The organism is Curtobacterium sp. MCPF17_031, assembly GCF_003234035.1.
Taxonomy (GTDB): Bacteria; Actinomycetota; Actinomycetes; order Actinomycetales; family Microbacteriaceae; genus Curtobacterium.
This window is the reverse complement of the sequence record NZ_QKSG01000018.1, coordinates 1-25,717: the sequence shown is the minus strand read 5'-3', so window position 1 is coordinate 25,717 and position 25,717 is coordinate 1. Positions and strand designations below refer to the sequence as shown.

Sequence of the window (25,717 nt, the reverse complement as noted above, 5' to 3'; positions counted from 1 at the left end):
GCGTGGGGGTGGCCGTGGCGACGGCCGCTGCGGGGGTGGGTCGGGCCTCCCGGTCGGAGTCGGTGAGGGACCACGCGACCGTGGCGGCGGCGACCACGACGGCGAGCGCCCCGGCACCGACGATCCACCGGCGTCGTGTGTCGCCCTGCTGCGGTCCTGACGGTTCCGTCATCGAAGTCCCCGTTCCCCTGTGGTCATGGTGCTCTCGGCTGGGCCCATGCTGCTCTCGGCTGGGCCCATGCTGCTCTCGCACGGGCCCATGGTGCTCTCGCCTGGCCCCGTGCTGCTGTCGCCTGGACTGCGTCCTGGCCCGCTGTCCTTCCTCCACAGCATCCCAGACGGTGCTGCGTCATCCACAGGCATGCTCGAGCGGGCATGGGCGTGGACGGGTGGTGCGTATGCTCGCGGCAACGACCACCGAGGGGGAACCGATGGCCACACCCTGGACCGGCATCATCGAGGATGCACGGCACTACCCGTCACCGCACAACTCGCAGCCCATCGTGGTGCGGGTGGAGGACGACCGCATCGCGACCGTCTTCTACGACCTGCAGCGGGGACTGCCGGCGGAGTCCTTCGGGATCCCGTTCGGGCACGTCTGCGCCGGCGTGTTCCTCGCTGGTCTCGACGTGGTCGCCCGGGCGCACGGCTTCACGGTGACCGAGTCACTCGACCACGCCGAGATGGACTTCGGCCGGGTCGACCGAGACCCGGCGGACCACCTGCACCGGCTCGGCAGCGTCGCGCTGACACCGCACCCAGCGACGGATGCCGACCGGGAGGCCCTGCACGGCTTGCTCGCTCGGCGCACCTCGCGCAGACCCTACGACGCGACCCTCGTGGACGACGACGTGATCCGGGCCTCGGAGACGATCGCGGCGCAGGCCGGTCACCGGTTCCGGACGACGGCGGACCGGGCCACGGTCGACGAGATCGTCCGGGTCAACCAGGCGACGCTGTTCGACGACCTGCGGAACGACGCAGTGCACACCGAGATCCTGCACTGGCTACGGTTCTCGAAGCGCCAGGCGGCGGACACCGGGGACGGGCTGTCGGCCGAGACGATGCTCATGCCGGGGCCGGTGCTCAAGTTCGCGATGGAGCACCGCGGGCTGTGGGAAGCGCCCGGCATCGGCACCACGTTCAAGAAGGTCTACCTGTCGACGATGCGGGGCGTGCGGCAGCTCGGCTGGCTCGAGGGGCCGTTCGGATCCCCGGCGGAGTACGTCGAGGCCGGTCGGACGTTCATGCACATCTGGCTCGACCTCGATGCGCGGGGGATCGCCCTGCACCCCTTCGGGACGGTCATCACGAACCCGCGGTCGCACGCGGCGTTCGTCGAACGTGCCGGGGTCGACGAGTCCGACGGGCGGATGGCGTGGATGCTGTTCCGCTTCGGCCGCAGTGCTCCGCCGCCCCTCGCGCACCGACGGCCGGCGTCGGCCATGACGCTGGCCACGCCCGCTGGTGGAGGTGCCTCGTGAAGCGGGCGGCGGTGTTCGCGGTGGTCTGGGTCGTCGAAGCGGTCGTCGGACTGTTCATGCCGCGGGTCGGGACGCACAAGTTCCTGCTCGCGCCGGGCATCGAGCCGCTCCGGTGGACCCTCGGGCGGTGGCGGGCGTGGCGAACGGCGGAGCTGGCGGCGAAGCGGGTGCCCGCGTACCGAGGGTTCCTGTCGGACGCGGGACGTTCCTCCCGTCTGGACACGCGCAGCGGGATCGCCACGGCGTTCTCCGGCCTGCCGGAGATGGACAAGGAGTCCTACGTCAAGCGGTGGAGCATCCCGGAGCGCTGTCTCGACGGTCGGCTGCCGCGGCGCGGTGTCGTCGTGGACGAGTCGTCGGGGTCCTCCGGTGTCCCGACGAGCTGGGTGCGCGGACCCGACGAGCGGCAGGCGACGCGGCAGCTGCTGCAGCTCGGGTTCGCCCGGACCTCGAAGGAACTCGCGAAGCAGCCGTTCGTGCTGAACGGGTTCTCGCTCGGCGCATGGGCAACCGGCATGAACGTCACGGCGTCGCTCACCGAATCCACGATGATCAAGTCGATCGGGCCCGACCGCGACAAGATCGTGCAGACGATGCAGGAGTTCGGCACCGGTTTCACCTACGTGATCCTCAGCTACCCGCCGTTCCTCAAGGCGTTGTTCGAGGACGACCGGATCGACTGGCGCGAGTACACGATCGTCGCGGCGTTCGGCGGCGAGGGCATCAGCGAGAACATGCGCGCCCACATCGAGCAGTACGCGCACACCGTCCTCGGGTCGTACGGGGCGAGCGACCTCGAGATCAACCTGGGAATCGAGACGGGCTTCTCGGTGGCGCTGCGGAAGGCGATCGCTGCCGACCCGGCACTCTCGACGGCACTGACCAAGCAGTTCGAGTACGGCGTCCTGCCGATGGTGTTCCAGTTCAACCCGTTCGGCTACCTGATCGAGACGAACGACCGCGGCGAGCTCGTCGTCACGATCGCCCGCTCCGAGAACATCAGCCCCCGGATCCGGTACAACATCCACGACCGTGGGCACGTGGTGCGGATGCGCGACCTCAAGCCCGTGCTGCGGGCGACCGGGCACGAGGACCTGCTCTCCGAGGCCGAGCTCGACCTGCCGCTGCTGTTCCACTACGGCCGATCGGACCTGTCCGTCGACTTCAACGGCGCTGTCGTCGCACCAGACGCCGTGCGCGACGTCGTGTACGGCGACCCGGTCCTGCTCGAAGCGATCGAGAACCACCGGCTCATCAGCTACGAGGACGATCACGGCGACCGCCAGCTGCACATCGCCTTCCAGCTCGCCGCGTCGGCCGACTCGTTCGACGCCGATCGCGCCCGGCCGGCCGTGGTCGCCGAACTGCGCCGGCTCAACCGCGACTTCTCGAACGCGATCCGCACCGCACCTCCGGGGACGCTGCCGACCGTGGCGTTCTACCCGTACCGGACCGGGCCGTTCCGCGACGACGGCCGGAAGCTCAAGAACGAGTACGTGTGGCAACTCGGGCCGGGCTCAGTCGACGAGTGGGACCTGGACCTCGGGTGGGTGGCGCCGAAGGAGGCCTGAGCGGGGCGGCTCAGTGGTACTGCGGCGGCCAGTCGAACGGGGCCGGGCGTTGCGGGACCTCGCCGATCGTCGTGACGGCGAGCCCGATCTCCCCTCGGTTCGTCAACTCGATCGACCGTGGGTTGCCGAAGAACCGCTTGCCGTCCACCCAGATCGTCAGCTCACCGTGCAGTCCACCGACGTGCGCCGGCCCGAGGGAGACACCCCATTCGTCGAAGAACTGCCCGAGCGTGAACGTCTGACGGGTCGGGGACTCGACGTGCAGGATGCCGGACGTGTCGTGCGTGTGCAGCTGTGCGGCGAAGCGCTGCGCCTTCGCGTGCCCGATGTTGCCCGGGACCACGACCGGGGTGTCGCCGTTCGTGATGGTCAGATGCGTGTGCACGTGTTCCGCCAGGCGTTCGCCCCAGACGTTCTCGAGCCCGGCCTCGTCAGCGCGGTGGGCGAGGTCCGTCGGACGTGGCCATGGCGGCTCGACCGAACTCGTGTCGGCACCGGGTGTCGAGCAGCCCGACAGCAGGGCGACGAGCACGGCGGCGGCGACGACGGCGGGGGAGCGGCGCATGTGAGCGAGCGTAGTCACGGGCTCGGCGTCGCTCTCGGCGCACCCGTAGGATGTGGGGTGCACCCAGACGCGGTGCGAGGGCCTTTAGCTCAGCTGGTAGAGCGCCACGTTTACACCGTGGATGTCAGTCCCGTCGATCGCGCTCCGGTGGTTATCGAAAGCCCAGGTCACGACGGTGATCGTCCCATTCCCTCCGGCCGGTCCAAGCGTTGCGCTCGTGTCCGTGTAGGTCTGGTGTCGGTGTCGGTGTCGGTGTCGGTGTCGGTGTCGGTGTGGGAATGGGGATGTGCAAGGCGGCAGCGACCGGTTCCACCGTGACCGAAGACGCACCGATGTACGAGAGGTCCGGGACGACGGCGGCGCACATCTGCTCGAAGTGCGGCCGATCCACTGCCGCGATGAAGCGGAACACCGACTCGAGGACGACCACCGCCTCGTGCATGTCCACGGGACGAGAGATGTCCGCTTCTTCGCTGTGCGACGACTGGTGAAGGAACCGCACGAGACGCTGGCGAACTGGTTGCTCGATTCGGTGTTCGTCGAACGCCGTCCGCATACTCCCCTCGAAGTCGCCCATGTGCACTGGCAACCGGAAGGCCAGGAACGACTCCAAGAGCCGCCTCGCGGCGTTCGGTAGGAGCGCAGCAGCCTCAAGCTCAGCCTCGAACTGCGTACCGGCGTTCCGCTCGAGGACGGCACTGCCGACCCGCCAGAACAGATAGTGGTACTGGGAGCGCAGCTTCTTGCGGAGCTGAGGGTCGCTCCAGCTCCGCAGGACCGGCACGCGACGGGGGACGTCCTCAGCGTCGCGACTCACCCTCGAGCGCAGCTCGTGCAATGAGTACGAGTTGTCCCGGCGGATCCGCGAGTTCAGCCGGTCTAGTTGGTTCACCCACATCCGGAAGAGCTCGAAGCTGTGCGTGAGCAGGATCAACTGGTGGCGGATACCCGCTCCGACGAAGGTGTTCCAGAGGTGCCCGGAGACGCCGACCATGATCTCCTGGTCGAGACTCGACACCGGATCGTCGATGACGACGGTCAGGTCGGCACCACGCATCGTCTCGTCGCGGAGGCTGCACAGGAAGTGGAGCAGGGAGATCGCTGTCCGTTCGCCCTCGCTGAGACCGACGGCCGGGCGCCCGTCCCGTTCGATGGCGTAACGCCCGTCGACGGCGGTGAAGCGGAGCTCATCGCGACCGAGGAGGACGGCAACGTCTCGGGTGAGCTCGCTTGCAAGTGGTCCCGCGTCGAGCCCGGCAGAGTTCAGCCGCTCACGTTCGCGGGTCAACTGCTCGCGCTCGGCGCCATGGTCTGCCGCTCGTTGCTCGGCGCGGATCGCTCGCTCGGACAACGACACGTACTCCGAGCGGATCAACTCGACCCGAGCGCGCTCGACACGATCGGCGGCGTCCGCGCGGATCGACTCGAACGCCGCCGAACGGTCGTTGTGGTCCCGCAGCACGAGGTTGAGCGCGGCTACGTCGTCCGATTGGCCGTCGACTGCACCGGCATCGAACGTGACCACGTCGAACATCGCGGAGCGCTTGGTCGCGATCGCACGGCGAACCGCGTCGAGCGCCTCGCTTCGAGATGTGATGGCCTCTCGCACCCCGGCGAGCAGTTCACCGTACGTGTCCCGGAGCGGCGGGTACAGGAGATTCGCTGCCGGCGCCCGGGAGATCATGCCCGGCTGAGCCGCGATGACCGATGCGACGCGACCGTCCAGCGCGTCGAGCGTGCGCTCCAGCTCCCGGAAGCGGCCGTCGAAGTGCGCGGCCAGAGCACCTCGGCGCTCGTCGGTCACCACACCGCCACAGAACAGGCACCGGTCGCGTTGCTCGTGCCTCGACACGCCTTCACTCACCCAGGTGCTGTCCTCGGGATGCTCGGCCAGGTCGTCGAGCACCACGTTCGACACCGAGGTGGCAAGCGCGTGACCCACTTCGGTGACGAGCGGAAGGACACTTTCACCGGTGCTGGTGAGGAGAGCGACTGGCTCCATCTTCTGCGGACGAACAGTGCCGAGATGCGTCGAAATGACCTCGTCGAGGGATTCGTCGAACCTGGTCGGGAACGCGTCCAGCAAGGTCTTCACTTGGCGACGGTTGTAGGCCCGGCCGTACCGTGCGCTCACGTGCTGCAGCTCGCTGTGGATCGTCGTCGCGGTCGACGTTGCGAGACGGTCCGCAGCATGTCGTGCGCGGCCGGCATCCTCGATCGCGAGCCGCTCCTCGCTTTCGATGACTTCGAGGCGTTCCGCGATCTGCGCGAGCCGTGCCTCGCGACCAACGCTCTCCTGACCGAGGACGAGAAGCGGTGCTGCCTCGCTGCGATCCGCGCCGAAGCTCAGGTTGTTCTCGATGTAGTCGTGGTTGAACACGCGGACGCGTGTCCAGAAGGGATCCTCGCTCGACGTGACGTGACGAAGCCTGTCGCCATCCTCGACTGAGACATGCACGGTCGAGGCCGCGGACTTCGCGGTCGCCTCGCCAAAGGCGCGTGCGATAGACGACTTGCCGGTGCCGTTGCCGCCGTAGACCACGTTGATCCGCTCAAGGTTTGCGGAATCGTTGCCGGGTTGCCAACGCTGGAAAAGGCCGATGCCGTCGATACGGACGATGCGCTTGATCACGGGACCCCCGGCCCTTCGAGTGGACCCGGTCGGGTCGAACCAGCGCCGCAGCGCCGAGGGTAAGTATCTTGCACGCGGGAGTCGGCCACCGTCGTCGGCGACGGCGAGTCAAGTCGCTCGTCGTCACGATGCCGGCTCATCGCCAAGTAGGATCAGCCTTGAGGGCTCTTAGCTCAGTTGGTAGAGCACTTCGCTTACACCGAAGTGGTCGGCGGTTCGAGCCCGCCAGAGCCCACTGGACGCTGGCAGTGGTGGCGGCTCGATGTACGTATCAGCAGCTCGGAAGGTCGGTGCGCTGACGCCACGGCCAGCCCACGACTGAGTTGAACTCGCCTTCGCGCAACTCTTTCGCCGACTGGACCCTTGGTCAGCCGACGTAGAACTCGTGGGGCGCACGAGCCTGCACCGAGAGTTGTCCGCCGGGTCCACTACCGCCCACTGTGACCTTGAACGGCTGCCCCGAGCCGTGATTTCGTCCAGCACATGCGCATTCGCAGAGCCACGCGTTCTCGGGGAGTCCGGTCTTCCAGCACGCTTCCACTTTTCGACACCGCCGTGCTGGACGACCTTCAGTCGGAGTAGTCAACCTGACCCCGCCGTGATGCGCCGAACATGTCTCCGAGGATGGTGTAGCCGCGTCCATTGCCCTCGAACGGCATGTTCTGGGTTTCCGTGCGCCGACCGGGACGAATTGTCACCGTGAGAACACCCATGCTCAGAGCGTAGGGGCTCTCGAGCGCTGCGCGCCGGTGGTCTGGTGCAGGATTGGGTCAAAGCGCATTCGTAGGCGCCACCCTCTTGATGACCTCCGGTCGGCGAGCGAACTCGCTCGACACCCGAACTCGGGGTCGCTTTGACTGCCGACATGAGGGATCGTCGGTCGGATGGGGAGCGCTGCAGCCACTGGGTCGGGGTCGTTGAGCCACCACGAGGTGATGCCGTGAGCCTCGACCAGTCAGGGACGATCGCGGTCACCCTGCACGGGAGTCGCGTGATGACCGACCGCGTCGTCTTCGTCGAGCTGTTCGAGAACTCTGTCGTGAGCGCACGTGTTCCGTATCGCCACGCCCTCGAACGGTCAACGATCAGCTTCTCGGATCTCGTCGATCTAGCGCGCACCGCACAGGTGCCGTACGCGCTCTGCTTCGCGCCGCGCGAGCTGGTTCGGGCGCAGGTCGAAACGAAGACGAAGAAGCTGCTGCAAGGGCTGAGCAAGGACACTTTCGCCGTCAACTCGCGTACGACGATCGAGCTCAGCGACGTCGAGCTCATCGTGAAGGATCTTGTTCGGAAGCAGATGATGCTGCGCACTCACGACAAGTCGCTCGTCGACAACAAGATCGTTGGAGTCCTCCGGAGGCCTCGGGCGACAATCGAGGAGGACGTCGCCGTACTGCTCACGGCTCTCGACTTGGATGTGGCCGTACTCCGCTCGGCTCGATCGAAGGGTGCCGCCCTATCGTTGCTCATCGATACACTGGAGGCGCACCAGATCCTCGTCTCGCGCAGCGTCCGCGGCTTCATGCCGCAGCTCATCGAGGTCAAGTTCAGTGGGCTGACCATCAAGGACAGGAAGGTCCCGTACATCTTCCTCTCGCGGGGGAATCACGGCGACGATGAGGAGCCGGAGGGGCGTCAGCTCTTCACGCTGACCCTGCTCACGGTCTTGATCGCTCGCGGCATCTTCGCGCCGGTCACCTACGACGGCCGGAACCTTGCGTCGAACCCGGGCCGCGAGTACGACATTGTTGGCGAGATCCTGATGCCGGTGGCGCAGATGAGAACGGTTTCGTCCGACGATCTCGGGGAAATCAGGAGTACCGCCGACTTGTTCAAAGTGACTCCGAGCGCGATGGTCGTGCGCCTCCAGCGACTCGGGCTCATCAGCCGTTCCGGGGCTCAGCAACACCTCGAGGAACTTCGCCTCGAGTTCGCAAATCGGCCCAAGTCGCAGGGCCGCCAGCCGAGACCGGTGAACGGGGTCCGGACGTACAACGGCCGAGAGCTGTCCGTTCGAATGCTCGGCGCGCTGGATGCCGGCAGGATCACCGAAGGTGAGTTCTGCCGAGCGGTCTGCGCGAACAAGATCCGGCCGCGAGAGATCCGGGACTTCCGGGAGGCGCTCGGATGATGGGGACGTTCTACCTCCTCGACAACAATGTGTTGACTCGGCTGACCCAGGAGCAGCGCTCCTCGGCGTTCGTGCACGAGCAGTGTCGGCTACCGTCCGAGGTGCTCCACGAAGCACGATTCCTTCCGGACGTCGATTCGCTGCGCCCGCTCGAATACACGACCAACGAGGGCGTCCTCCTGCACCTCGCTGCCGTCCTCCAGCGTGTTCCAGCTGACGACACGACCCTCATCGACCTCTACGCGAATCTTGGAAATGCCGACCCGTTGTTGCTCGCGTGCGCGCTGGACGCGCTGGCCGAGGCCGAGCTGGGTCTATTCGGTGCGGAGTGGGTGGTGGTGTCGAACGACCGCGCCGTGGTGGCGCTGGCTGGCGACCTCGGCGTGCCAACACTCTCGAGCGAGGCGTTCTCCTTGGTGCTCGGCGAGGACCGCTGAGACGGAGCAGCCGGGCCACGCCCGTTCGACTTTGCTTGCTGAGTCTCGTTACAGGTCTCGTTCCTCCGAGCGCTCGCGTCGAGCCCGCATCATCCGCGCGATGGCGGCCATGTCTCCGTCGTCGTTCATCCAGTGGGAGTAGCGGTTGACGGTCTGCTGTGTCGTGCTGTGACCAAGCCACACAGAGATGGTCTTGACGTTGATTCCGTCGCTCATCCACGCCGTTGCCGCGGTGTGACGAAGGTCGTGGACGCGATGGTCTCCTGCCGTCGTCTTCCAGCGAAGGTCGCGGGTGAAGTTCGGTCCGCTTAGCTCGGAGCCGCCGGTCGACCGGAACAGGAACGCGTCGGGCGCCTTGCCATCAGCATGGCGCATCGCGATTGCTCCTGCGTTACCCATGAGGGGGACCTTCCGGCTGCGGCGTCCCTTCGTCTGCTTCTCGGGGTATCCGTCGCTCTTCGAACGCTCGACCATGATGGCAAGGAAGGGATTCGTCACGACGTTGCGGACACGGAGCGCCTTCATCTCTCCCCAGCGCAGGCCGGTTTCTCGGAGAAACTCGACGATGTCTGCGTAGTTCGGGTTCAGGGCTCGTTGAGCCACGAGCATCGATTTGAACTCCGACTCGGTGAAGGGCCGAACCGTGTTCGCTTCGGTTCCGTCCCCACGACCGAGCGGTGCATCGAGAACTGGGTTGTGCGAGATGTACGCCTCCCTCACGGCGTATGCGAAGACCCCACCGAGCGACTCCCGAATCCGCTTCGCGGTGCTGTGTCGCTTGGTGCGCACGAGATTGGCGACGTACTTTCGCAGCTGCCGACCATCGATGGACCCGATGGGAAGTCGCTTCATCTGGTCTGTGACGTGCAGGCGGAGGTTGGTCTCGTCGGTGTCGTAGGTCTGCTGCGAAACAAGCCCGCGCCGCTCGGTCAGGAATTCCTTAATGAGTTCTGCGAGCGTCATCTCGGCGTTGCGAGGGTCGGACCACGTTCCAGACCTGAGACTCGTCTTCTGTCCGAGCTCCCAAGCGTCGGCGTCCTTCTTCCGGTCGAACGTCGCCATCGAGACCTGCTTGCCACGGTGGTAGACGCGGGCTCGCCAACGTCCGTTGTCCGCTTTCTTGACGCTCATCAGGCTGCCTGCGACTCGTCGCTGAGCATGTGAAGCCATGCGTCGACGTCGGACTTCCGGAATCGGAGCGCCCGACCAATGCGAACACCCTTGGGCCCGCGTCCCTGGCTTCGCAGCGAGTAGAGCGTGCTCTTCGAGGTCTGCGTGTAACGGCTGAGCTCGTCCATCGTGAGCATTGGCTCGAGGTGGTGGTTCACACCGGCGTCGGTCATGGATTCGATATGCGCGGACACAATCGGAACGCCGCACGTCATGCAGCGGGTCTGGGTTTCGGTCATGTGACGCCTATGCATTGCTCGCGCGAACGGCACCCGGAACGCGGGTTTTGGCTGGTCAGGCCGGAAGCCGGGATGATCGTCGCCATCCCGGTCCGTCACGATTGCACGCGAGACCGGGAGTGGAACGCCCGTCCAATGAGCATCTGGCACCCTTTCAGGGTGGCAACGATCATGACGAAGACGAAGGCAGTCGCGACCATCCGGGACCATCTCGCCCACAGCGGCGTCGATGTGACGAAGCTCAAGACGGTCACGAACACCGCTCAGCTCGTCATCCTCGAAGACGACCGCGTCGTTTCTGCAGCGTTGCTTCGGCCGCGCGGCGCCACCGCCGACCAGGTCCTGCCGGTCATCGAGCGAGCGGAGATGCGAGCGGCTCGGGTATACGTGGTGAATGGCTGGAACGAGGATGCAACTGCGGCCCTCGACGCCGTGGGCATCGAGCGATTCAGCATCGGGCCGACCGGTGTTGTCACAGCCGACAACGTGGTGGCGGAGATCTCGGCTGCCTCGGGATCGCTGCTGGACGAGGCTAGAGCGCTCAGCGTTGTCAACGACATCGCGGCCACCGCGCACCAGCTCCAGGCTACGGCGGAGCAGCTTCTCGACCTGGCGATGCGAGTTCGCGTCGCCCAACAGCGCGAAGCTCTCACGTCAACGGAATGGTTGGACGTTATGGACCTTCGAGGACGGGTAGAGGACGCGAGGAGACTGCTCGCTGCTGCTCTCGATGATGTGAAGGTCGCGGTGCCCTTCGGCCGTGTTCCGGCGAGTCGGATCGCTCGTTGGCTTCCGGTCAGATCTGCGACCGGAAAGCTGGCGGAAGTGGTGAACGCTGGTCGCCGAGAGGTGGACACGTCGCTGAGGGCACTCGGGCACGCCTAGTGTCGCCAACCCTGGCGTCAGGGCTCGTCGGGCAGCTCCGTCAGGGCGCGTCGAATGAGCTTGTGGGAGAGCACGCCGACATCTGTCCGGCGCGAAGGGCTTTGAGTGCTCCGATGAGCTCCTCCCGCGCGATGTTCGCAGCCTCCCCGCTGTCCCAACACTCGGCCGGGCGCACCCGCCAGCGGGTGCGTCGGATGATCTCGAACGCGGTCTCGTCCGACTCCGGGTCCTGTGCGGCGAGAAGGACGAGTCGTTCGAGTTCACGTGAGGTCTGGAGCAGCGCCCTCGTGCGCGCAGTCGAGGTGCTATATCCATCCTCGTTTCTATCCGCGGAGCGCCTCGACCTGCTCCTCTGAGCCGTTCGAATTGGGCCTCAAAATGCCACGCTGGGGCCATCGCCAGCTCGCCAGTTTCGCCCAGAAGAGCAACCAACTGTCACTCGACGCCTCACCCATGTCGAAGACGGCGGAACCACTGCGCCTGGCGAGGTCAGTTGAAGAAACCTAACTACGTGGCTCGCGGTGATGCGATTCTGCGAGGCCCCGTAGCTCGACTCCGACGGCGTACTCCGACGGGCAGGCCGCGAAGGAGACGAAGACGATGTTCACCATCGTCAACGCCACCGTCGATGCTGTGGGCGATCAGTTCGCGTGGCGGGAGTCGCCGTCGAACGGTCCGGTAAAACGGTCGAACGGGGTGAAGACCGCACGAAGATCGACACGCTCGGCAGGCAGGCGACCCGGTCGGTGAAGCGGACGCCGTTCTGCTCGAACTCAGTCGGGAAGCTCCGCCCGTCCTCGTTCCTTAACGAGGCGACGAACCTGGCGGGACGTTTGCCTTGACCACATCACGAAAGCACAGCGACGGCTTCACCAGGGTCAGCGGAGAAGGCGATGAGCTTCTGCAACCATCACCGTCGAGCGGACACCACCCACACGACCCGACCCCCACACAGGGAACGCCCGCTGGGAGCGAAGCGGACAGCGGGACAAGCAGACGCCACGCAGGCGCTTCCGAACACGCACCGGCAACGCCGGGGACGCGCCAGCGGACCCGGACAGTGTCCGGCCCGCAGCACGCCCCGGCTGCCGGTCCGTGAACGTCGCGCCCGCTCGCCCGTGACGAAGTCGCGGGCGGACGTCAGCTTGTCCCGCTGCTTCCTCCTTTGAAGGTCAGGCCATGGTGTCGTCGTGATGGTCAGTTCAGGTGGAAGTTCTCACCTTCTGCATGTCTCACGTCTCACCCGTCCTTCCCTCCTCGATCCCACTCCTCCTGTCCCGGAAATCCGCAGCCCGGAATCTCGCCACGACCCTCGCGGCTACCGCCGGACCGCGGGCCGCTTCGCGTCCCGGGAAGTTCACGGACGGGTCACCGCGACCGCGGGCACGCGGGACATGACCCGGACGCGGTGTGGCATGCTCAGAGGATGGGGTGGATGAGGCAAGCGCCGACGTGGGCGGCCGGGGTGATCATGGCGGTCATGTTCGCTGCCGGCTGGTTCGGCGTGACGTCCATCACCATCCCGGAACTCACCATCGGCGTCCGCGTCGTCGTGTCCGTCGCCACCGGTGCCGCGTTCGGGCTCGTGATGGGGGTCATCCTCGGACGGCAACGACGGCAGTACGGGCAGGCGGCTAACCGCCCCGACTTCGCTCGGGCAGTACGTCGCGGCACCATCCCACCGGACGTGAACACCGGGCAATGGCGGCAGGCGCTGCTGCGCCGGCAGAAGGAGTACCGGACGCTGCGGCGGACGGCACCGCTGCTGTACCTGCCGATGACCGGCCTCAGCATCTGGCTCGCCGTCGCCGGGCAGCCGCTGTTCTGGTTCGCCGCAGCGTTCTTCGTCGGCGTGCTCACCCTCACCGTCGCCGTCACCCCGCGGACGCTCCGGAACACCGACGCGATGCTCACCGAACTCGACCACCGCGAAAACGCACAACACATCGGCCAGTGACGGCGCCGTCCGCCGCCGCTACCGTGAGCGCATGCCCATGGACTTCGACGCAGCACGACGTGGCGCGCACGACGAACTCGACGCCGCCGACACCGCAGCACGAGACCGTGCGGATGCTGCCGCAGCCGCCGCAGCCGAGAAAGCGTCCCATGAGTGGCAAGCGTTGCAACTCGGGCGGGAAGTGGCCGCAGCACTCACCGCCGCCGGTGTCCCGACGATGAAGAAGCACGTCCTCGTCGCCGGACCACGAGGCGCCGACCTGGTCGGCTGGGAACTCGGCTCGCAGACGCAGCTGCCGACCGTCAGCTTCTGCACCACCGACGGAGTCCTCCACCATCACAGAGGTCACTTCCACGAGCCACTGCACGACCTCGACTCACGCACCTTCGAACCGAAGCGCTGGGCGGCCATCACCCAAGAGGTCGAGGAAGCCGTCGGCTACCGCCTCGCCGAACACGAACGGAACCCACCCGTGCCAGCGCCGCAGCCCGCGTCAAAGAAGCGTGGCCTGTTCGGACGGAAGCGATGACCGTGACGACGGTGCGACCCAAAGGTGGGACTGCCGCCTGACCGAGGACCGCGCATAGGGTCATCGGACCGGAAGGACGCACCACCGCATGGCTCGATGGACAGAACCGCTCGACGCGACATTCCGGCGACCGCCGAACCTCGTGCCGACACAACCCGTCGAAGTCCCGCCGGTGCTGCCCTTCGACGACGCGCTCGACCGGCTCCGCGCGCAGGCAATCGAGGACTTCACCGTCCGTCGTGACGCGGGCGGTTACATCTTCGGGTCCGAGCGAGAGAAGCCGCTGACCTGGGACGACGTTGAACGGTCGCTGCACGAGAAGCTCGACTCGTACCGGGACGCGTCCCGTGCGCTCGTGCTGCAGCTCGGCGTCGAGGTGCAGAAGGCGACGCCGTGGTGGCGTCATACCGGCCTCGGCCTCGACGAGTACCTCGACCAGACCCCGGGTCGGTCACCGGTCGGAACCGTCGTCTGGTCACCGGCGCCGACGTCCCTCGACGACCTCATCTTCGGTGACCTGTACCTGCTGCCCGGGCAGTACCCGAAGTGGGTGTCCGAGTCGGTGGGGAACGTCCGCCGCGAGTACGGCATCAACGCCGCGTTCGCTCTCGCCCCTGGAGTGCCGCTTCGATGGGCGAGCCGGGTCCGCATCGTGCAGGTCACCGCCGCTCTCGAACAGCAGCGGAACGACCACATCGTCCGGCTGCAGAACGAGGCGGAAGCCGGAGGTGAGTCCGGCTACCTCGCCTTCGACATGTGGCACAACCGGCACGCGCAGACGGTGTTCATGACCCCGACGCTGGGCCGCCGCGTCCTCCGCGCAGGAAGCGTCGCCGAGCTCGCAGAACTATTGGTCAGCAGCATCCCGTGGCTCAACGACCGCGACCTCACAGAGCAACGGCTTCGAAGCACCCTCGAAGTCACCGTCGCACCGCCGGCCGTCCGCCGCTGACCTCAGGCCGGAGTAGTTGGTAGACCGCGAGCGTCGAAGCTGGCGCCGACCATGCCGTCAACCTCGTGGCCATTCCCGTCGGGCCACCACACTTGCACGTCCTGCCCGTCGGAGTCGGCGGGTGTCCGCTCGAACGTGGACACCAACGCCCGCGCCGCACGCTCGGTCAGAACCATGGTCTCACCTGTCCTGTCCTGTCCCGAAAATCCGTCCGTCTGGGATATCGACACGACCCCTCCGCTACCGCGGGGGACACGGCGACCGCCCGCGAACGACGTCCAGCATGGACGGTCAGAAGGGCTGCCCCCAGGTTGCAATCTTTCGAACGAGAGCGGCGTCCCGGGCCGGGTTTGGATCCGGAAGCCCGACCACGCGCTGCTCGAAGAACAGCTGTGCCAGCCGTGCGACTTCGTGTGCGACTTCGTAGTTGTGGTCGAGTGCGAGGACAGCCTTGACAGCATCGTCGTCCGGTTCCGTGTCGAACAGCAGGAAGGGGACGTCGCGAGAGAACCACCGACCTTGGTCGTCGGTCTCATCGGTGCCCATGCTGGTCCGGTGGGCGAGGACCGCTTCCCGGTCGCTCCCCGTGGGCCGAGCGACGTACTCCCAAGAACACGACCCGCAGCTCGAGCGTGTAACGGTGATGTCGCCACCCGCCCACTTCGGAGCGTCGAACATCGATGGATGGGAGATGACGATGGTTTCACCCGTTCCCACCGAGGCAGTACTCGCACTCGACAGGACGGCGGTTTTCACCGCCGTCCAGGTCTGCTTCGCTGCTTGGTGCTGTCGGAGAAGCGTGTAGGCGGGCAACCGCCACCAGTCCCCGTCAGCCCATCCGGGATTCCTCGACAGACCCCTGCCGAACCCGTGAAGAACCCGCGCCTCGCCATCCTTGTACGAGACGAGCGCTTCGCCAGACGTCGCGTCGCAGAACCTGGCCTGACTCCCGGTCACGTCCTCCTGCACCGCAATGAGCACTCCTGAGGGGAAGTCCGGCGGTGCGCTCCATCGCGGTACGTCTGCGACAACGGGAAGCCGCACGGCAGTGGTCGTGGGCGCGCTCGGAGCGGGTCGCATCTCGTTGAACCACCCATCGACGTCGTCGTCGCCCACCAGGTCTTCCTCATCCGCCGCGTGAACGACGAACGTCTGTTGTCCCGGAACGAGGACAGGGTCCTGGCCTATCCACTCCGAAGAGAAGCTCCCCTGCGGGTCTTCTTCGCGGACCCCATCACCGGTGATGGGAAGACCGAGCGTCACTTGCAGGAGGGCGGACTCGACGACGTCTGCAACCTTTGACGGCCAGTACTGCATCGCAGCCCAAGCGCGAGCAACATCCCGGTCGCCCTCGGCGACGCCTTCCACGAACGTGAGTTCGAGCTCTGCGCGTTCACGGAACTGGGAGATGCTCCGGGTCGGCTTCTCGGACACCGACGCGATGAGCCTGAGCCGGAAGCCTTTCTCGCGCAACCACAGCGAGCCGCCGCCGTCCTTCATGTCCCGGTGGTCAAGCCGCGCGAGCACTTCTTCGGACAGCCGTGGGAACCACGGGTACTCCACGGTGAACGAGCGACGCGGCCATGAGTTGGGCGGGTACTCGGCGTCAAACCCGTACTCGTCAAGCCAGTCCTCGAGAGCCTCGGAATCGGACTCGTCCGGCTTCGGAGGGATGTCGTCGAAGTTCGACATCGTCTGCGCAGCACCGCCCCGCTCGACGGTGCGTTGCGCGTCGAACCAGACGCTCTCGGTCAAGTGGTCATCGCTGAGGCAGAGCAAGGCATGGTCGGCGAAAGCATTCAACCGTGCCGTGTCGGTCGGACCCCAGGCGAACCTCGCCTCGAAGATCCCCTCGTCCAGCTCCATCCACTTCCCGTACGTGAAGTCCGTGACCTCGAGGTGCCACGTCGCGAGAACCCTTGAGTCCGGCACCCAACGGAACGACATCGCGTTGGCGTCGCTGTCGCCGTCGAGGAAGGGTGAGGGTACGACGGTCTCGACACGAGGCTGGTGCAACAAGTCGCGGAGCTCATGGCCCGTCGCGAGGTCGGGGTCGTAACCCCAAGAGACTGTGAGCCGCTCACGTCCACCCTGCCTGGCTGCGCTCCCGGTGTACCGCTGGTGGCCGGGCTGCCCACCGGCTGCCACGGCAGCCTGCTCCCGGGCGTCAGCGCGTGCCCTCTTGCGACGCTTCTTGACCATGGTCGATTCCTTCCGCCCGGGCCCACGAACCAGGCTTCAGGTGAAGTGAAGCGGGGTCGGCAAAGAGCATGTTGCTGCAGAAGTCGAGTGATTCGCTCCCGCAGGGCGTACACCTTCTCCCCTCGTTGCTAGCGAACCTCGTGGGGGCTCACCGCTCGGGGACAGCACCTCGATGGAGCTGAAGCCTTCCGGCTCGAGTTGAGCGTATCCAGCAGGCGAATCGCGTGTCCACTACGGCACCCGGAACTCGTCGAAGATGTCCAGCAGGGACGTCCCGAGAAGCGCCGCGGTGCGTTCGTACTTCCCCTGCAGTCGGGCACGAGTCGCATCGTCGGTGATGGTCGCGAGCCGGGCGGGGTCGGCGTTGTGGCTGACGTCGGCGCGCTTCACCCGCGGTGCGACCGGGTCAGCCATAACACGAGCCATCGACTCAGCGAGTGTCTCCCCACGGCGCTTCGTCATCGCGTCCACCGCGAGCACCTGCTCCGCGGTGAAGCCCATCGCGCGGAGCTCCGTGAGGGTGATGCCCGTGTCCTCGACCACGTCGTGGAGGAACCCGACGACCTGCTCATCGTCGGTGGTGAGCCGTTCCGCGACTGCGGTCGGATGCTCGATGTACGGACGGCCAACCTTGTCCACCTGCCCGGCATGCGCCCGCGTCGCCACCTCATGAGCTAGCCGCACCAGGTCAGTCGTCATGAGTTCAGCGTGGCACGGGCAGCCGACAGGCCACCATTCAGGCGGTCACAGTGGCTGCGACCGTGGCCCCCACGACCACGGCCGCAGCCCACGGGATTCCCCACACAGCACCACTCTGCGGGAAAAGCCAACGGCGGCACATCGGCCGGACGAGTGAGACGCGGCCGCCCGCTGGGTTGACTCTCCCTACCGCCATCCGCCCACGATGAACGAGTAGATGATGAACGCCGCGATGATGGGCGCTGCTGTCCACACCCCGATAGCGAGCGCCTTCTTCCCCTTCGCGGACTTCGGCACCCATCCGCCACCACCTGCAGGCATCGTCATGCCGAAGACCATACCCACCGGCAGCCGCCCGTCGGGTTGGTACAGCCCGGTCCGTGTCGACCGTGATAGGCGACACCACTGATGCCGCCACCGCCCAGTCCGTGTCCGTCGTGACCCATGTGTGCTCGGGTCGCAACGTCCCGTGCGAGCGCCACCATGTCCGTAAGGGCGTCAGGTTCTACGACCGGCCGACAGGCCACCCGGGCTGACTCGACGAGCCGGACAGTGCGCTCCCGTTCCCGTCAGTCCACCCCGCGGAGCGCGGTGCCCGCCAGCACCCCAGGGACACGGACGAGCGACCACGGGGGCAAATCGTCATGTCCAACCGTCGGGTCAGACAGACCCGTCAACCTCAGAGGCGTGAAGGCTGATGGACCGCGAGGAGACAGCGTCGACCGCGGCCCGCATTCGGGCCTCAGTGATGCGTTGTTCGGCGTCGTCGCGTGGCCAGTCCCGGAGGCGCGCGACGACGAAGTCTGCGACGGCGAGCGTCTCCACGGGGCGACCCAACCCATGAGCCACATGGCGAGCGACTCTCCTCCACTCGCTGACGGGTAGGACGAGGTCGCTGAGGTACACCTGAGCTGAGCCCACTGCCTCGAACCGTTCGCGGATGTCGGCGGCCGCGACAGACCGGGCGCGTTCGGCGAACCGGTGGTCAGTCACGCCCGGCAGCCTACGTCGGGTCTGCTGCAAAACACGAGCCCTCAAGTCGGCGCCTGCCGCTACCGTGGGCTTCGATGACTGACGACACCACCGATGCCGCCACCGCCCAGTCCGTCTACGACGCGTGGGACGGGTCGTTGCGCCTCGACCTGTCGGCCACTACCGACGAGGACGGTGAAGCGTTCCCCGGCCTGCGGATGCAGCAGTGGCGAGCGGGTATCCGCGTCCCCACCACCGGGTACACCTCAAAAGGGGTCACCATCGGTCAGGTGACTGCGTTCGTGCTCCGCGCACCGGACTCGTTCGACACCGTCATGAGCAACTACGACGTGTGGGAACTCAACGGCGACTACAAGTCCGCGTTGTCCATCCACCACCCCGCCGGCGGGTCGTTCTGGGAGCTGTTCACCGGCTCCGTCGAGCTGCTCAACAAGCAGGACCTGCTCACCATCGACCGGGTCGTCATCGACGAGCCCTACCGGGACCTGCATGACCTTGTCCCCGTAGTGCTGTCCGCCATCAGCAACGGACCCATCGGCCGGACAGCTGCGATGGTCGTCTGCGACCCGTCAACCTGGAACGTCCCGTTCACCGACGACCAGCAAGAGGAACTCTCCTTCGCCCAGTGGGCGGACACCACCGTCCTCGCGACGATGAACGCCGACCCGGACGAGGCATACGAACTCGCGATGAACCGCGGCGCCGGCGCACCCCCGACCGGATCCCGCAACATGGACGTCAACCTCAGCGCAGCGCTCGAGGACGTCTGGTCCCGGGGACCCATCGCCGTCCCCTTCTCACTCCCGCCAAGGCTCCCCGCGAACATCTGGGCTGGCGCACCTGAAGACATCCACGAGGTCCGCGCTGACGAGCAGACCGGGTCCATCACCATCGAAACGCACACCGTCGAATACGAAGTCGTCGGCGCACCCGGAACCGCCCCGCAACTCGTTGGAATCGCAGCGGACGCGGAACCGCAGGTTCGAGACTGGCTCCGCGCCGTCCACGAACGGTGGTGGCAGTACGAACCGGACCTGCACACCCGCATCCACGACGTCATCGACGGATACATGAACACCGGATGGATCGACTCCACCGACGACGAAACCGTCCCGCACCTCCACGCACCCGACGTCCCTAACCCCGAATCACCGTGGCCCGGAGCCGGTGAAGTGCGTCTGCAACCAGTCAGCGACGAACCCACCGAACCTGCCGTCTTCGACGCCATCCTCGAACACGGCGCCACCCACGAACACGTCGGCGCCGTCATCCTCCACGACAGCGGATTCCTCCGAGCGTTCCTCCACGACGAATGGACCCCCGGACACTCCGACCCGGACGCAGCCGTGCAACACCTCGCCTCCCTCGGCGCGAAGCAGTACTTCGGCAACGTCATCCACGAAGAACTCAGCGCCGGCGTCGAACACAACCTCCTCACCGGCGACGTCCGCGGGCACTGACCTGATGCCAGGCACGTCACGTCCGACGCCAGCGCAGCTGGCGGCCGCACCCTGGCCCTACGTTGCTTCCGCAGACGACACCGTCGAGGTTGCTCGGGTTCTCTCATTGCGGCTGACGGCGGCGCTCGGCAACCGGAGTGTGCGGTCGCTGTCGCGCGACTCCGATGTTCCAGACGGCACCATCCTGCGCATCCTCAACGGTTCAGCCTGGCCGGACATCCGGACGGTCGCTCCACTCGAAGGTGCTCTAGGTGCCGACTTGTACCCGGCGCGTGGTGATCGGTCTGCCGCGCAGACCCCGGATACGGTCGTCCCATGACCGACGAGACGGACCCTGCTGTCACTAGTGAGGAGTTGCAGGAGCTGTTCGGTCGGGCACCGTTGGAAGCGTCGGCGAGGGGTTTTCGGGTGTTGCCGGCGACGTTGCGGGAGCCGGACGTGTTCTTCATGGCGCCGGAGGTGTCCCTCGATGATGCACTCGATGTGGCTGTCGCCGTCGCGGCGGCGTTCGTGAGCATCGGGGAGGAGTTCTTCGACGCGGCGGAGTTCCTCGAAGACTTCGATGAGGTGCCGCCCAGAATGCGGAACGCTGCCGGCAGTCACGACGGGGACCGGACCGGCATCGACGTGCGGTGGATTGCTGGCGGCACGTCGTACGCGTACTGGGCGAAAGCCGCATGGTGGCGAGACCTGACCGCGGAACTCGAGGAATGGCGGGAGGACACTGACGGGGAACGTGCTCGGGCGGGCGATGCGTCGATGGCCAGGGCACAACAGCTCATCCGTGAAGCCATCGACGATGCCGGAATCCGAGGGGCGAAGCCGATGTCCCGCAAACCAGTCGTCGAAGCGTTCATCCGCAACCGCATGGAATCCGCCGACGATATCGGCGCCAGCTACGCACTCCAGTGGGCGCCCGGCCGAGTAGCGGAGGAGTGGCGGTCCGTGTACGCATTGCTGGAGCAGACCAGCGGCCCGTTCATCGCCGACCTCCGCGACGACCCAGAGTGGCAGCGGGCGAAGTGGAACGCGTCCGCTCGCCGTGACGTGCTCCGCCGGTTCGCGATGAGCCGCACCGGCGGGTGGGCGCCGACAGACACGTGGGTGAAAGAGATGGACGCGAAGACCGCACCGTCGAAGTGACGCCCGATGGGCGACTCTCGCCGAGCTCACCGAATTGGGTCATCACGAGTGGATCGACGAGGTGCTGACCGACGCCGCCCGGTAGAGGATCCGTTACCGGACAGCCTGGGCCCCTGGCATGCCGGGGTAGCCGTCGGGGGTGGCCCAGACGAGGGAGGACACCACAGTGCGGCCGCTCGCAAGTGCGTTTCTGAGTGATGGGGCGTTGTCGGGATGAATATGCCCCCAGAGCACGTCGTAGGCATCAGCCGGCAGTCGCTGCGCCAGGTGCTGCAGAACCGCAAGCCCGTACCCCCGGCGCCGGTGGGCCGAGTCGAGAGCGATCTCCTCGACGGTGAAGCCAGTGAATCCGTACGCGTTGTCCCGCGTGGCAGCGACGACGCCTGCGATCCGGCCCTCGACCACGATATCGAACAGCAGAGCTTCCTCATCTGCGTCAGCGAGCGAATCACTGCTCGACGGTGTAGCCCATTCATCGAGACGAGGCTTTGAGTGCCGCACTTCGTCGTAGATCTCCCTGACACGAGCAGCGGCGTCCGCAGGTACGGCACGGGCGAGTTGAACCGAATCGAAGCGAGGGCTCCGCGCCTGCTTCGTCATTTGCGCCACCGGCCCGGCGACGACGAGCTGGTCCGGCACGGACGCGAACGAGGGACCGGCGGGGGCAGCAGCGCCACGTGCGTCTCCGGGCAGGTGCACCCGGAGGCAGAGCGGGGCGAAGGCCTCGAAGTGCGCCAGCACGTCACCAAGCTCCGCGATGCCCGAGTAGTCCGGTGTCGCACTCGTGGCGATGATGTCAACGAATGGCTTCTTGATGTCGCGTCCACGGAACCGGATGCCGGCGATCGCCCAGCCCCCGGAACGGAGGGAGATGCGGTGATTCGCCCAAAGCAACGGATCGGCGACGGGGAGTTGCACTGCATCCCGGACCGCACCACCCCACGTCGTGTCGCCGATGAGCGCCAGGCTCGGTGCCGCCCACCGGGTCAACTCCTCACGCCATGTCGGGCTCCAGCTCGCGAGCTGTTCCGGGGACCACGCCTTGAATGCTGTCAGGACTTCCTCGTCGATCATCGTGGCCGACGATAGGGGTACGCGGAAAGCGACCGCAACAGCCAGGGCCATGTCGTCCCGATGGTGAGATCCACGAGACGCACGTGCTCGGCGGAAACGTGATGCGGAACTCGCTGATCGCGCAACCGCGCCCCGTCAGCCGATGGGTTCCTGGGACAAGAGCTGCGGCTCTCCACCTAGGGTTCGGTTATGGCGACGCGATCGGGGACAGGGCATCCGTTTTGTCGCCGGGTTCGATGGGGACGAGTGCTTCTGCTCGGCGTGGTCGGTTGCGCGTTGATCGTAGTTGCGCTGCTCTGCGCTTACGGAAGTGACATCCATCATGGTGTCGGTGTGGCGGCCTGCCAAGAGCGGCGAGCTCCGGACGGGTACCCGCCTGAGGGGCCGCGGATCGTTCACCTCACGGTCGTACCTCTCGGCGTTTCGTGCGAGTTCGATGATGGGTCGGGTCGGCCGGTGTTCTCACCAGAGACTGACTGGCGTGCCACTGGTATCGGACTCGGCGGCGCACTGTTCGTCGTCAGCGCTGCGGTCTCTCTTGCCGCACCAGTGAGGTCACGTCGGTGGAGTGATTGGCCGTAGAGACCTCCAGCGGTGGTCCCGCCCTGACAAGCCACCTCGGGCCGCTCGGTAGCCGGTCATCCTACGAACGCGGCTGCGAAAGCCGCGCACTCATCTGCACCCGTCGCCCGTATCGGTCGAGGCTGTGCTCGGCCTCGACCACGAGCAGTGACTGATGAAACGGTGTGGCTGGTTCTTCCTCCACAAAGCCGACCGTTGCGTAGAACGGGGCGTTCCACGGCACATCCGCGTACGTGCGAAGAGAGATGCGCCTGTACCCACGTTCGCGAGCATGGTCCTTCGCAGCTTCGACAAGCGCTCGACCCAGACCCCGCCGCGACTGCAGCGGGTCTACCGACAGCTGTTCCAGATGAGAGATGTCCCCCGTCTCTAGGACGTGAACGAAGCCGGCGACATCCCCGTCAACGTCGATGATCAGCAGGAAGCCAGGCTCAGAAAGTCGCGTAGTCCCGGTGGGAGCTGCGGACCATACCTTGGGGTGAAGGTAATCGATCAGCAGCTGGTCCGCGTCGTTCTCAATCCGCTCGATCGCGTGCGAGTCCCTCTCCTGAGCGAAGCGGATGCACCTTGACATGCCGTAAGCGTAGGAGCCGCGAACGGCGTCTCGGTAGCCGATCCCCTAGCTGGCGTCCGAGTGAGCGGCGTCGTCTCCTGCGTCCAGCGAGGCAAGGTAGTCGGCGTTGCCGCGCAAAGCCGGCTTGTATCGGTCGAGCTCCGGCGCGTGTACGTGGTCTGCGAGGAGCTCGAGAAGGCTCGCGAGTGCAGTGTTCAGCCGGCCAGCGGCGTGGAATGTCAGGGCCTCGAAGGCTCCGAGGGCGACGGACTCCGGGAACTCGGCTCGCGCCCGCGCGAAGGCCCGTAGGGAGTCGTCGATCCTGCCGAGGTTTCGGAGGGTGCTTCCGTACTGGAGGTAGCAGCGGCGTCGAACGTCCCCGGCAAGGCCCCTCGCCATCGCTCGCTCGTAGAAGCTGAGCGCCGTCGCCTCGTCGCCCGCGGTGTCGTACGCACCACCAAGTTCGTAGAGGACCCGAGCGTTTTCCGGGTCCTCGTCGTAGATGGGAAGGAGCGCTTCGATGGTCGGGCGCATGTCCTCGCGGTTCCGAGCAGCAAAGATCGCATCAAGCTGCACCTCGATTGCGTCAAGCATGGTCGCAGCTCCCCCGATTCGAGCGGTCGCGACGACACAGTACCGGTCGTTCAATGGCCGATCGGCTATCGGCCGATGACCGTCTGCAATGCTGGGATGACTGTGCTCGCCAGCTCGAGGGGGAATCTTGACCGTTATCGCGCATCTCAGCGACCCGCATCTCGACGGATCCCCTCAGCGGTTGCATCGCCTGCACGCCGTCCTGGCGCAGGTTGCCGACCTTCCACAGGTTGACGTCGTCCTGGTGAGCGGTGACATCGCGGATCACGGTAAGGCGGCCGAGTACGAGCAGTTCTTTGACACGCTCCCTGGCGACGTTCCGGTCTTGACCGTTCCGGGCAACCACGACCTGACAGCCCCCTTCCTGACCGCGCTGGACAACAACGGACGGCCGGCGTCCTTGAATACGACTGTGGACGTGCTCGGGTTGCGGCTGATCGGTCTGGACTCGCACATCGACGAGAACGACGAGGGGGAGCTCGGCCACGCGGCCCTAGAGCACGCGCGCGAACAGCTCGCCAGCACTCAGGGACCGGTCGTGCTCGCCCTTCATCATCCGCCTGTCCCTGTCGGTCACGAAGTCATGGATCGCTTCGGCCTCGCCAACGCTGATGACCTCGCAGGCATCGTCCACACGCACGAGAACATCATCGGTATCCTCACCGGGCACGTGCACAGCGCCCTCGCCACCACGTATGCCGGAGTTCCCCTCGTCGGAGCCCCCGGCATCGTGTCGACCATGCGCCTCGGAAGTAAGACCGACCCGATCGCGGACGCCGACGCCATGCCCGGCCTTGCCATCCATACGATCCTCGGCACGGCCATCAGCACCGTCTTTCATTACCTGAGCCCGTCCGCGTTGTGACCCTGGCGGTCCTGGCCCTGGCAGCATTGCCTTTCGTCGTCAGCCCTGGCGCGAGCTTCGCCATCACCGTCGACGTTGCCAGTACCGGTGACCGCCGGGGCGCCCTGAAAGTGTGGATGGGAACAGCACTGGGCATCAGCGCCATTGCGACACTCTTCGCCCTGAGCGGTATCGGGCTGCTCCTTGCTGCGAACAGCACCGCTCGGACCGCTTTCGGCCTTCTCGGCGGCGGGGTCCTAGTGCTCCTCGGATTCCTCTCCATCGTGAAGGCGATCAGATCGGCGCGCTCCTCTGTGACGAGTCCTCGTCCCCCGCGGAAGCTCGTCCTCTGGTCGTTTCTCGCCCTCATCACGAACGTCAAGGCCCTAAGCCTCTACGCCCTCGTCGTACCGGCACTTCACACACCTCACCTCGCCGGCACCGCTCTGTTCTTCACGTTCGCCGGCGTGCACGTCGTGATGCTCTTCCTCTGGCTGACCGTCCTCGCATGGGCCGTCCGCCGCATCCCGAACCTCGGCGCATCACCACGAATCCGGACAGCTCTCATGTCCGCCGCCGCTCTCACGCTCATCGCACTCGGCTCGCAGACGGTCATCAAGGCACTTCCTTGAGTGTCTCGTCCGGTAAACCATCCGCTACCGGACTGCTGGAAATCGCCGGGCTGTAAGCGGTTCCGTGCAGCCGCTGACTTGACCTGGCGGTTTCGGCCTGTTCGCCGAAGCGCGGTGGCACAGAGGGTAGGCGGATCACCTCTCCCGGGACAGGGCAGACTTCAAGTCATGCGCACCTTCGCGATCACGCTGTTCATCATCGGCGCAGTGCCCTTTGCAAGCGGGATCATCTACTACCTGATCGACTACAAACGCACTGGGAAGCTCTATCGCAAGAATGTTCCGCCCCGGGTCTGATGGAGGCTCTCAATCCACGGGAGGATGAGAGTCATGGGAGCACCGAGGAAGTACCCGGAGGAGCTTCGGGAGCGAGCGGTCCGACTCGCGGT

Annotated in this window: 25 protein-coding genes and 1 tRNA gene; 14 read left to right on the top strand and 12 right to left on the bottom strand. The window is 66.2% G+C overall.

Annotated elements, in window-relative coordinates; all coding sequences use genetic code 11:
* Window positions 1-431: 431 nt before the first annotated feature.
* Both DEJ31_RS16565 and DEJ31_RS16560 read left to right on the top strand, forming a co-directional pair.
* Window positions 432-1,484, top strand: a complete 1,053-nt coding sequence (locus DEJ31_RS16565) for a hypothetical protein (RefSeq protein ID WP_111122431.1) — start codon at window positions 432-434, stop codon at window positions 1,482-1,484.
* Window positions 1,481-3,055 (top strand): phenylacetate--CoA ligase family protein, encoded by a 1,575-nt coding sequence (locus DEJ31_RS16560; protein ID WP_258366351.1) that lies wholly within the window; start codon window positions 1,481-1,483, stop codon window positions 3,053-3,055. Before DEJ31_RS16565 ends, DEJ31_RS16560 begins: the two co-directional genes overlap by 4 nt.
* A gap of 10 nt (window positions 3,056-3,065) precedes the next feature.
* On the opposite strand, the gene DEJ31_RS16555 is transcribed toward DEJ31_RS16560, so the two are convergent.
* Both DEJ31_RS16555 and DEJ31_RS16545 read right to left on the bottom strand, forming a co-directional pair.
* Complete coding sequence (locus tag DEJ31_RS16555) at window positions 3,066-3,620, bottom strand: hypothetical protein (RefSeq protein WP_111122428.1); 555 nt, start codon at window positions 3,618-3,620, stop codon at window positions 3,066-3,068.
* Window positions 3,621-3,771: 151 nt separating this feature from the next.
* Entirely contained in the window at window positions 3,772-6,252 is a 2,481-nt protein-coding gene (locus tag DEJ31_RS16545; RefSeq protein ID WP_111122427.1) for an AAA family ATPase, read from the bottom strand.
* 162 nt (window positions 6,253-6,414) lie between these two features.
* Here DEJ31_RS16545 and DEJ31_RS16540 point away from each other — a divergent pair.
* A tRNA-Val gene (locus DEJ31_RS16540) sits at window positions 6,415-6,487 on the top strand.
* A 334-nt stretch (window positions 6,488-6,821) separates the two neighbouring features.
* Here DEJ31_RS16540 and DEJ31_RS17385 read toward each other — a convergent pair.
* Window positions 6,822-6,965, bottom strand: coding sequence for a hypothetical protein (locus DEJ31_RS17385; RefSeq protein ID WP_181433569.1), 144 nt, complete (start codon window positions 6,963-6,965; stop codon window positions 6,822-6,824).
* 227 nt (window positions 6,966-7,192) lie between these two features.
* Between DEJ31_RS17385 and DEJ31_RS16535 the strand changes: the two genes are divergently transcribed.
* The gene (locus tag DEJ31_RS16535) at window positions 7,193-8,383 is read left to right on the top strand and encodes a hypothetical protein (protein WP_111122426.1); all 1,191 of its coding nucleotides are present in this window, start codon (window positions 7,193-7,195) and stop codon (window positions 8,381-8,383) included.
* A complete protein-coding gene (locus tag DEJ31_RS16530; protein WP_146243197.1) occupies window positions 8,380-8,820 on the top strand; it encodes a hypothetical protein in 441 nt (146 codons plus the stop codon). Before DEJ31_RS16535 ends, DEJ31_RS16530 begins: the two co-directional genes overlap by 4 nt.
* A 48-nt stretch (window positions 8,821-8,868) precedes the next feature.
* Here the strand turns inward: DEJ31_RS16530 and DEJ31_RS16525 are convergent, their stop codons facing one another.
* Entirely contained in the window at window positions 8,869-9,951 is a 1,083-nt protein-coding gene (locus tag DEJ31_RS16525; protein ID WP_181433568.1) for a tyrosine-type recombinase/integrase, read from the bottom strand.
* A complete protein-coding gene (locus tag DEJ31_RS16520) occupies window positions 9,951-10,229 on the bottom strand; it encodes an AlpA family transcriptional regulator (RefSeq protein WP_250897774.1) in 279 nt (92 codons plus the stop codon). Before DEJ31_RS16520 ends, DEJ31_RS16525 begins: the two co-directional genes overlap by 1 nt.
* Window positions 10,230-10,400: 171 nt before the next feature.
* Here DEJ31_RS16520 and DEJ31_RS16515 point away from each other — a divergent pair, with 171 nt between their 5' ends.
* The 4 genes from DEJ31_RS16515 (at window position 10,401) to DEJ31_RS16500 (ending at window position 14,552) form a co-directional block, all read left to right on the top strand.
* The gene (locus DEJ31_RS16515; RefSeq protein WP_146243196.1) at window positions 10,401-11,114 is read left to right on the top strand and encodes a hypothetical protein; all 714 of its coding nucleotides are present in this window, start codon (window positions 10,401-10,403) and stop codon (window positions 11,112-11,114) included.
* A 1,435-nt stretch (window positions 11,115-12,549) separates the two neighbouring features.
* Window positions 12,550-13,071, top strand: a complete 522-nt coding sequence (locus DEJ31_RS16510) for a NarK/NasA family nitrate transporter (protein ID WP_146236845.1) — start codon at window positions 12,550-12,552, stop codon at window positions 13,069-13,071.
* Between the two features lie 31 nt (window positions 13,072-13,102).
* Window positions 13,103-13,600, top strand: a complete 498-nt coding sequence (locus DEJ31_RS16505; RefSeq protein ID WP_146243195.1) for a hypothetical protein — start codon at window positions 13,103-13,105, stop codon at window positions 13,598-13,600.
* An 88-nt stretch (window positions 13,601-13,688) separates the two neighbouring features.
* On the top strand, window positions 13,689-14,552 hold the full coding sequence (locus DEJ31_RS16500; protein WP_111122422.1) for a hypothetical protein: 864 nt from the start codon (window positions 13,689-13,691) through the stop codon (window positions 14,550-14,552).
* Window positions 14,553-14,843: 291 nt separating this feature from the next.
* Here the strand turns inward: DEJ31_RS16500 and DEJ31_RS16495 are convergent, their stop codons facing one another.
* The 4 genes from DEJ31_RS16495 to DEJ31_RS16485 form a co-directional block, all read right to left on the bottom strand.
* Entirely contained in the window at window positions 14,844-16,754 is a 1,911-nt protein-coding gene (locus DEJ31_RS16495; protein ID WP_111122421.1) for a hypothetical protein, read from the bottom strand.
* Window positions 16,755-16,985: 231 nt separating this feature from the next.
* Window positions 16,986-17,453, bottom strand: a complete 468-nt coding sequence (locus DEJ31_RS16490; protein WP_111122420.1) for an HD domain-containing protein — start codon at window positions 17,451-17,453, stop codon at window positions 16,986-16,988.
* Between the two features lie 186 nt (window positions 17,454-17,639).
* Window positions 17,640-17,780 carry a hypothetical protein gene (locus tag DEJ31_RS17380; protein ID WP_181433567.1) on the bottom strand — a complete coding sequence of 47 codons (141 nt, stop codon included), beginning with the start codon at window positions 17,778-17,780 and terminating at the stop codon, window positions 17,640-17,642.
* A 333-nt stretch (window positions 17,781-18,113) separates the two neighbouring features.
* Window positions 18,114-18,446, bottom strand: coding sequence for a hypothetical protein (locus DEJ31_RS16485; protein ID WP_111122419.1), 333 nt, complete (start codon window positions 18,444-18,446; stop codon window positions 18,114-18,116).
* Between the two features lie 74 nt (window positions 18,447-18,520).
* On the opposite strand from DEJ31_RS16485, the gene DEJ31_RS16480 reads away from it, so the two are divergent.
* Together DEJ31_RS16480 and DEJ31_RS16470 are read left to right on the top strand one after the other, a co-directional pair.
* On the top strand, window positions 18,521-19,906 hold the full coding sequence (locus DEJ31_RS16480; protein WP_111122418.1) for a hypothetical protein: 1,386 nt from the start codon (window positions 18,521-18,523) through the stop codon (window positions 19,904-19,906).
* A 315-nt stretch (window positions 19,907-20,221) separates the two neighbouring features.
* A complete protein-coding gene (locus tag DEJ31_RS16470; protein ID WP_111122417.1) occupies window positions 20,222-21,049 on the top strand; it encodes a hypothetical protein in 828 nt (275 codons plus the stop codon).
* A gap of 93 nt (window positions 21,050-21,142) precedes the next feature.
* On the opposite strand, the gene DEJ31_RS16465 is transcribed toward DEJ31_RS16470, so the two are convergent.
* The 3 genes from DEJ31_RS16465 to DEJ31_RS16455 all read right to left on the bottom strand — a co-directional run bounded on the left by DEJ31_RS16465 (window position 21,143) and on the right by DEJ31_RS16455 (window position 23,852).
* On the bottom strand, window positions 21,143-22,123 hold the full coding sequence (locus DEJ31_RS16465) for a GNAT family N-acetyltransferase (RefSeq protein ID WP_181433566.1): 981 nt from the start codon (window positions 22,121-22,123) through the stop codon (window positions 21,143-21,145).
* 643 nt (window positions 22,124-22,766) lie between these two features.
* A complete protein-coding gene (locus tag DEJ31_RS16460) occupies window positions 22,767-23,279 on the bottom strand; it encodes a GNAT family N-acetyltransferase (RefSeq protein ID WP_111122415.1) in 513 nt (170 codons plus the stop codon).
* A 45-nt stretch (window positions 23,280-23,324) separates the two neighbouring features.
* Window positions 23,325-23,852 (bottom strand): tetratricopeptide repeat protein, encoded by a 528-nt coding sequence (locus tag DEJ31_RS16455; protein ID WP_111122414.1) that lies wholly within the window; start codon window positions 23,850-23,852, stop codon window positions 23,325-23,327.
* A gap of 127 nt (window positions 23,853-23,979) precedes the next feature.
* On the opposite strand from DEJ31_RS16455, the gene DEJ31_RS16450 reads away from it, so the two are divergent.
* The 3 genes from DEJ31_RS16450 to DEJ31_RS17685 all read left to right on the top strand — a co-directional run bounded on the left by DEJ31_RS16450 (window position 23,980) and on the right by DEJ31_RS17685 (window position 25,625).
* Window positions 23,980-24,717, top strand: coding sequence for a metallophosphoesterase (locus DEJ31_RS16450; RefSeq protein ID WP_181433565.1), 738 nt, complete (start codon window positions 23,980-23,982; stop codon window positions 24,715-24,717).
* Window positions 24,714-25,328: a LysE family translocator gene (locus DEJ31_RS16445; RefSeq protein WP_111122412.1), complete on the top strand. Its 615-nt coding sequence runs from the start codon at window positions 24,714-24,716 to the stop codon at window positions 25,326-25,328. The genes DEJ31_RS16450 and DEJ31_RS16445 overlap by 4 nt, the downstream gene beginning before the upstream one ends.
* Before the next feature lie 168 nt (window positions 25,329-25,496).
* A complete protein-coding gene (locus DEJ31_RS17685; RefSeq protein WP_258366350.1) occupies window positions 25,497-25,625 on the top strand; it encodes a hypothetical protein in 129 nt (42 codons plus the stop codon).
* Window positions 25,626-25,717 lie beyond the last annotated feature (92 nt).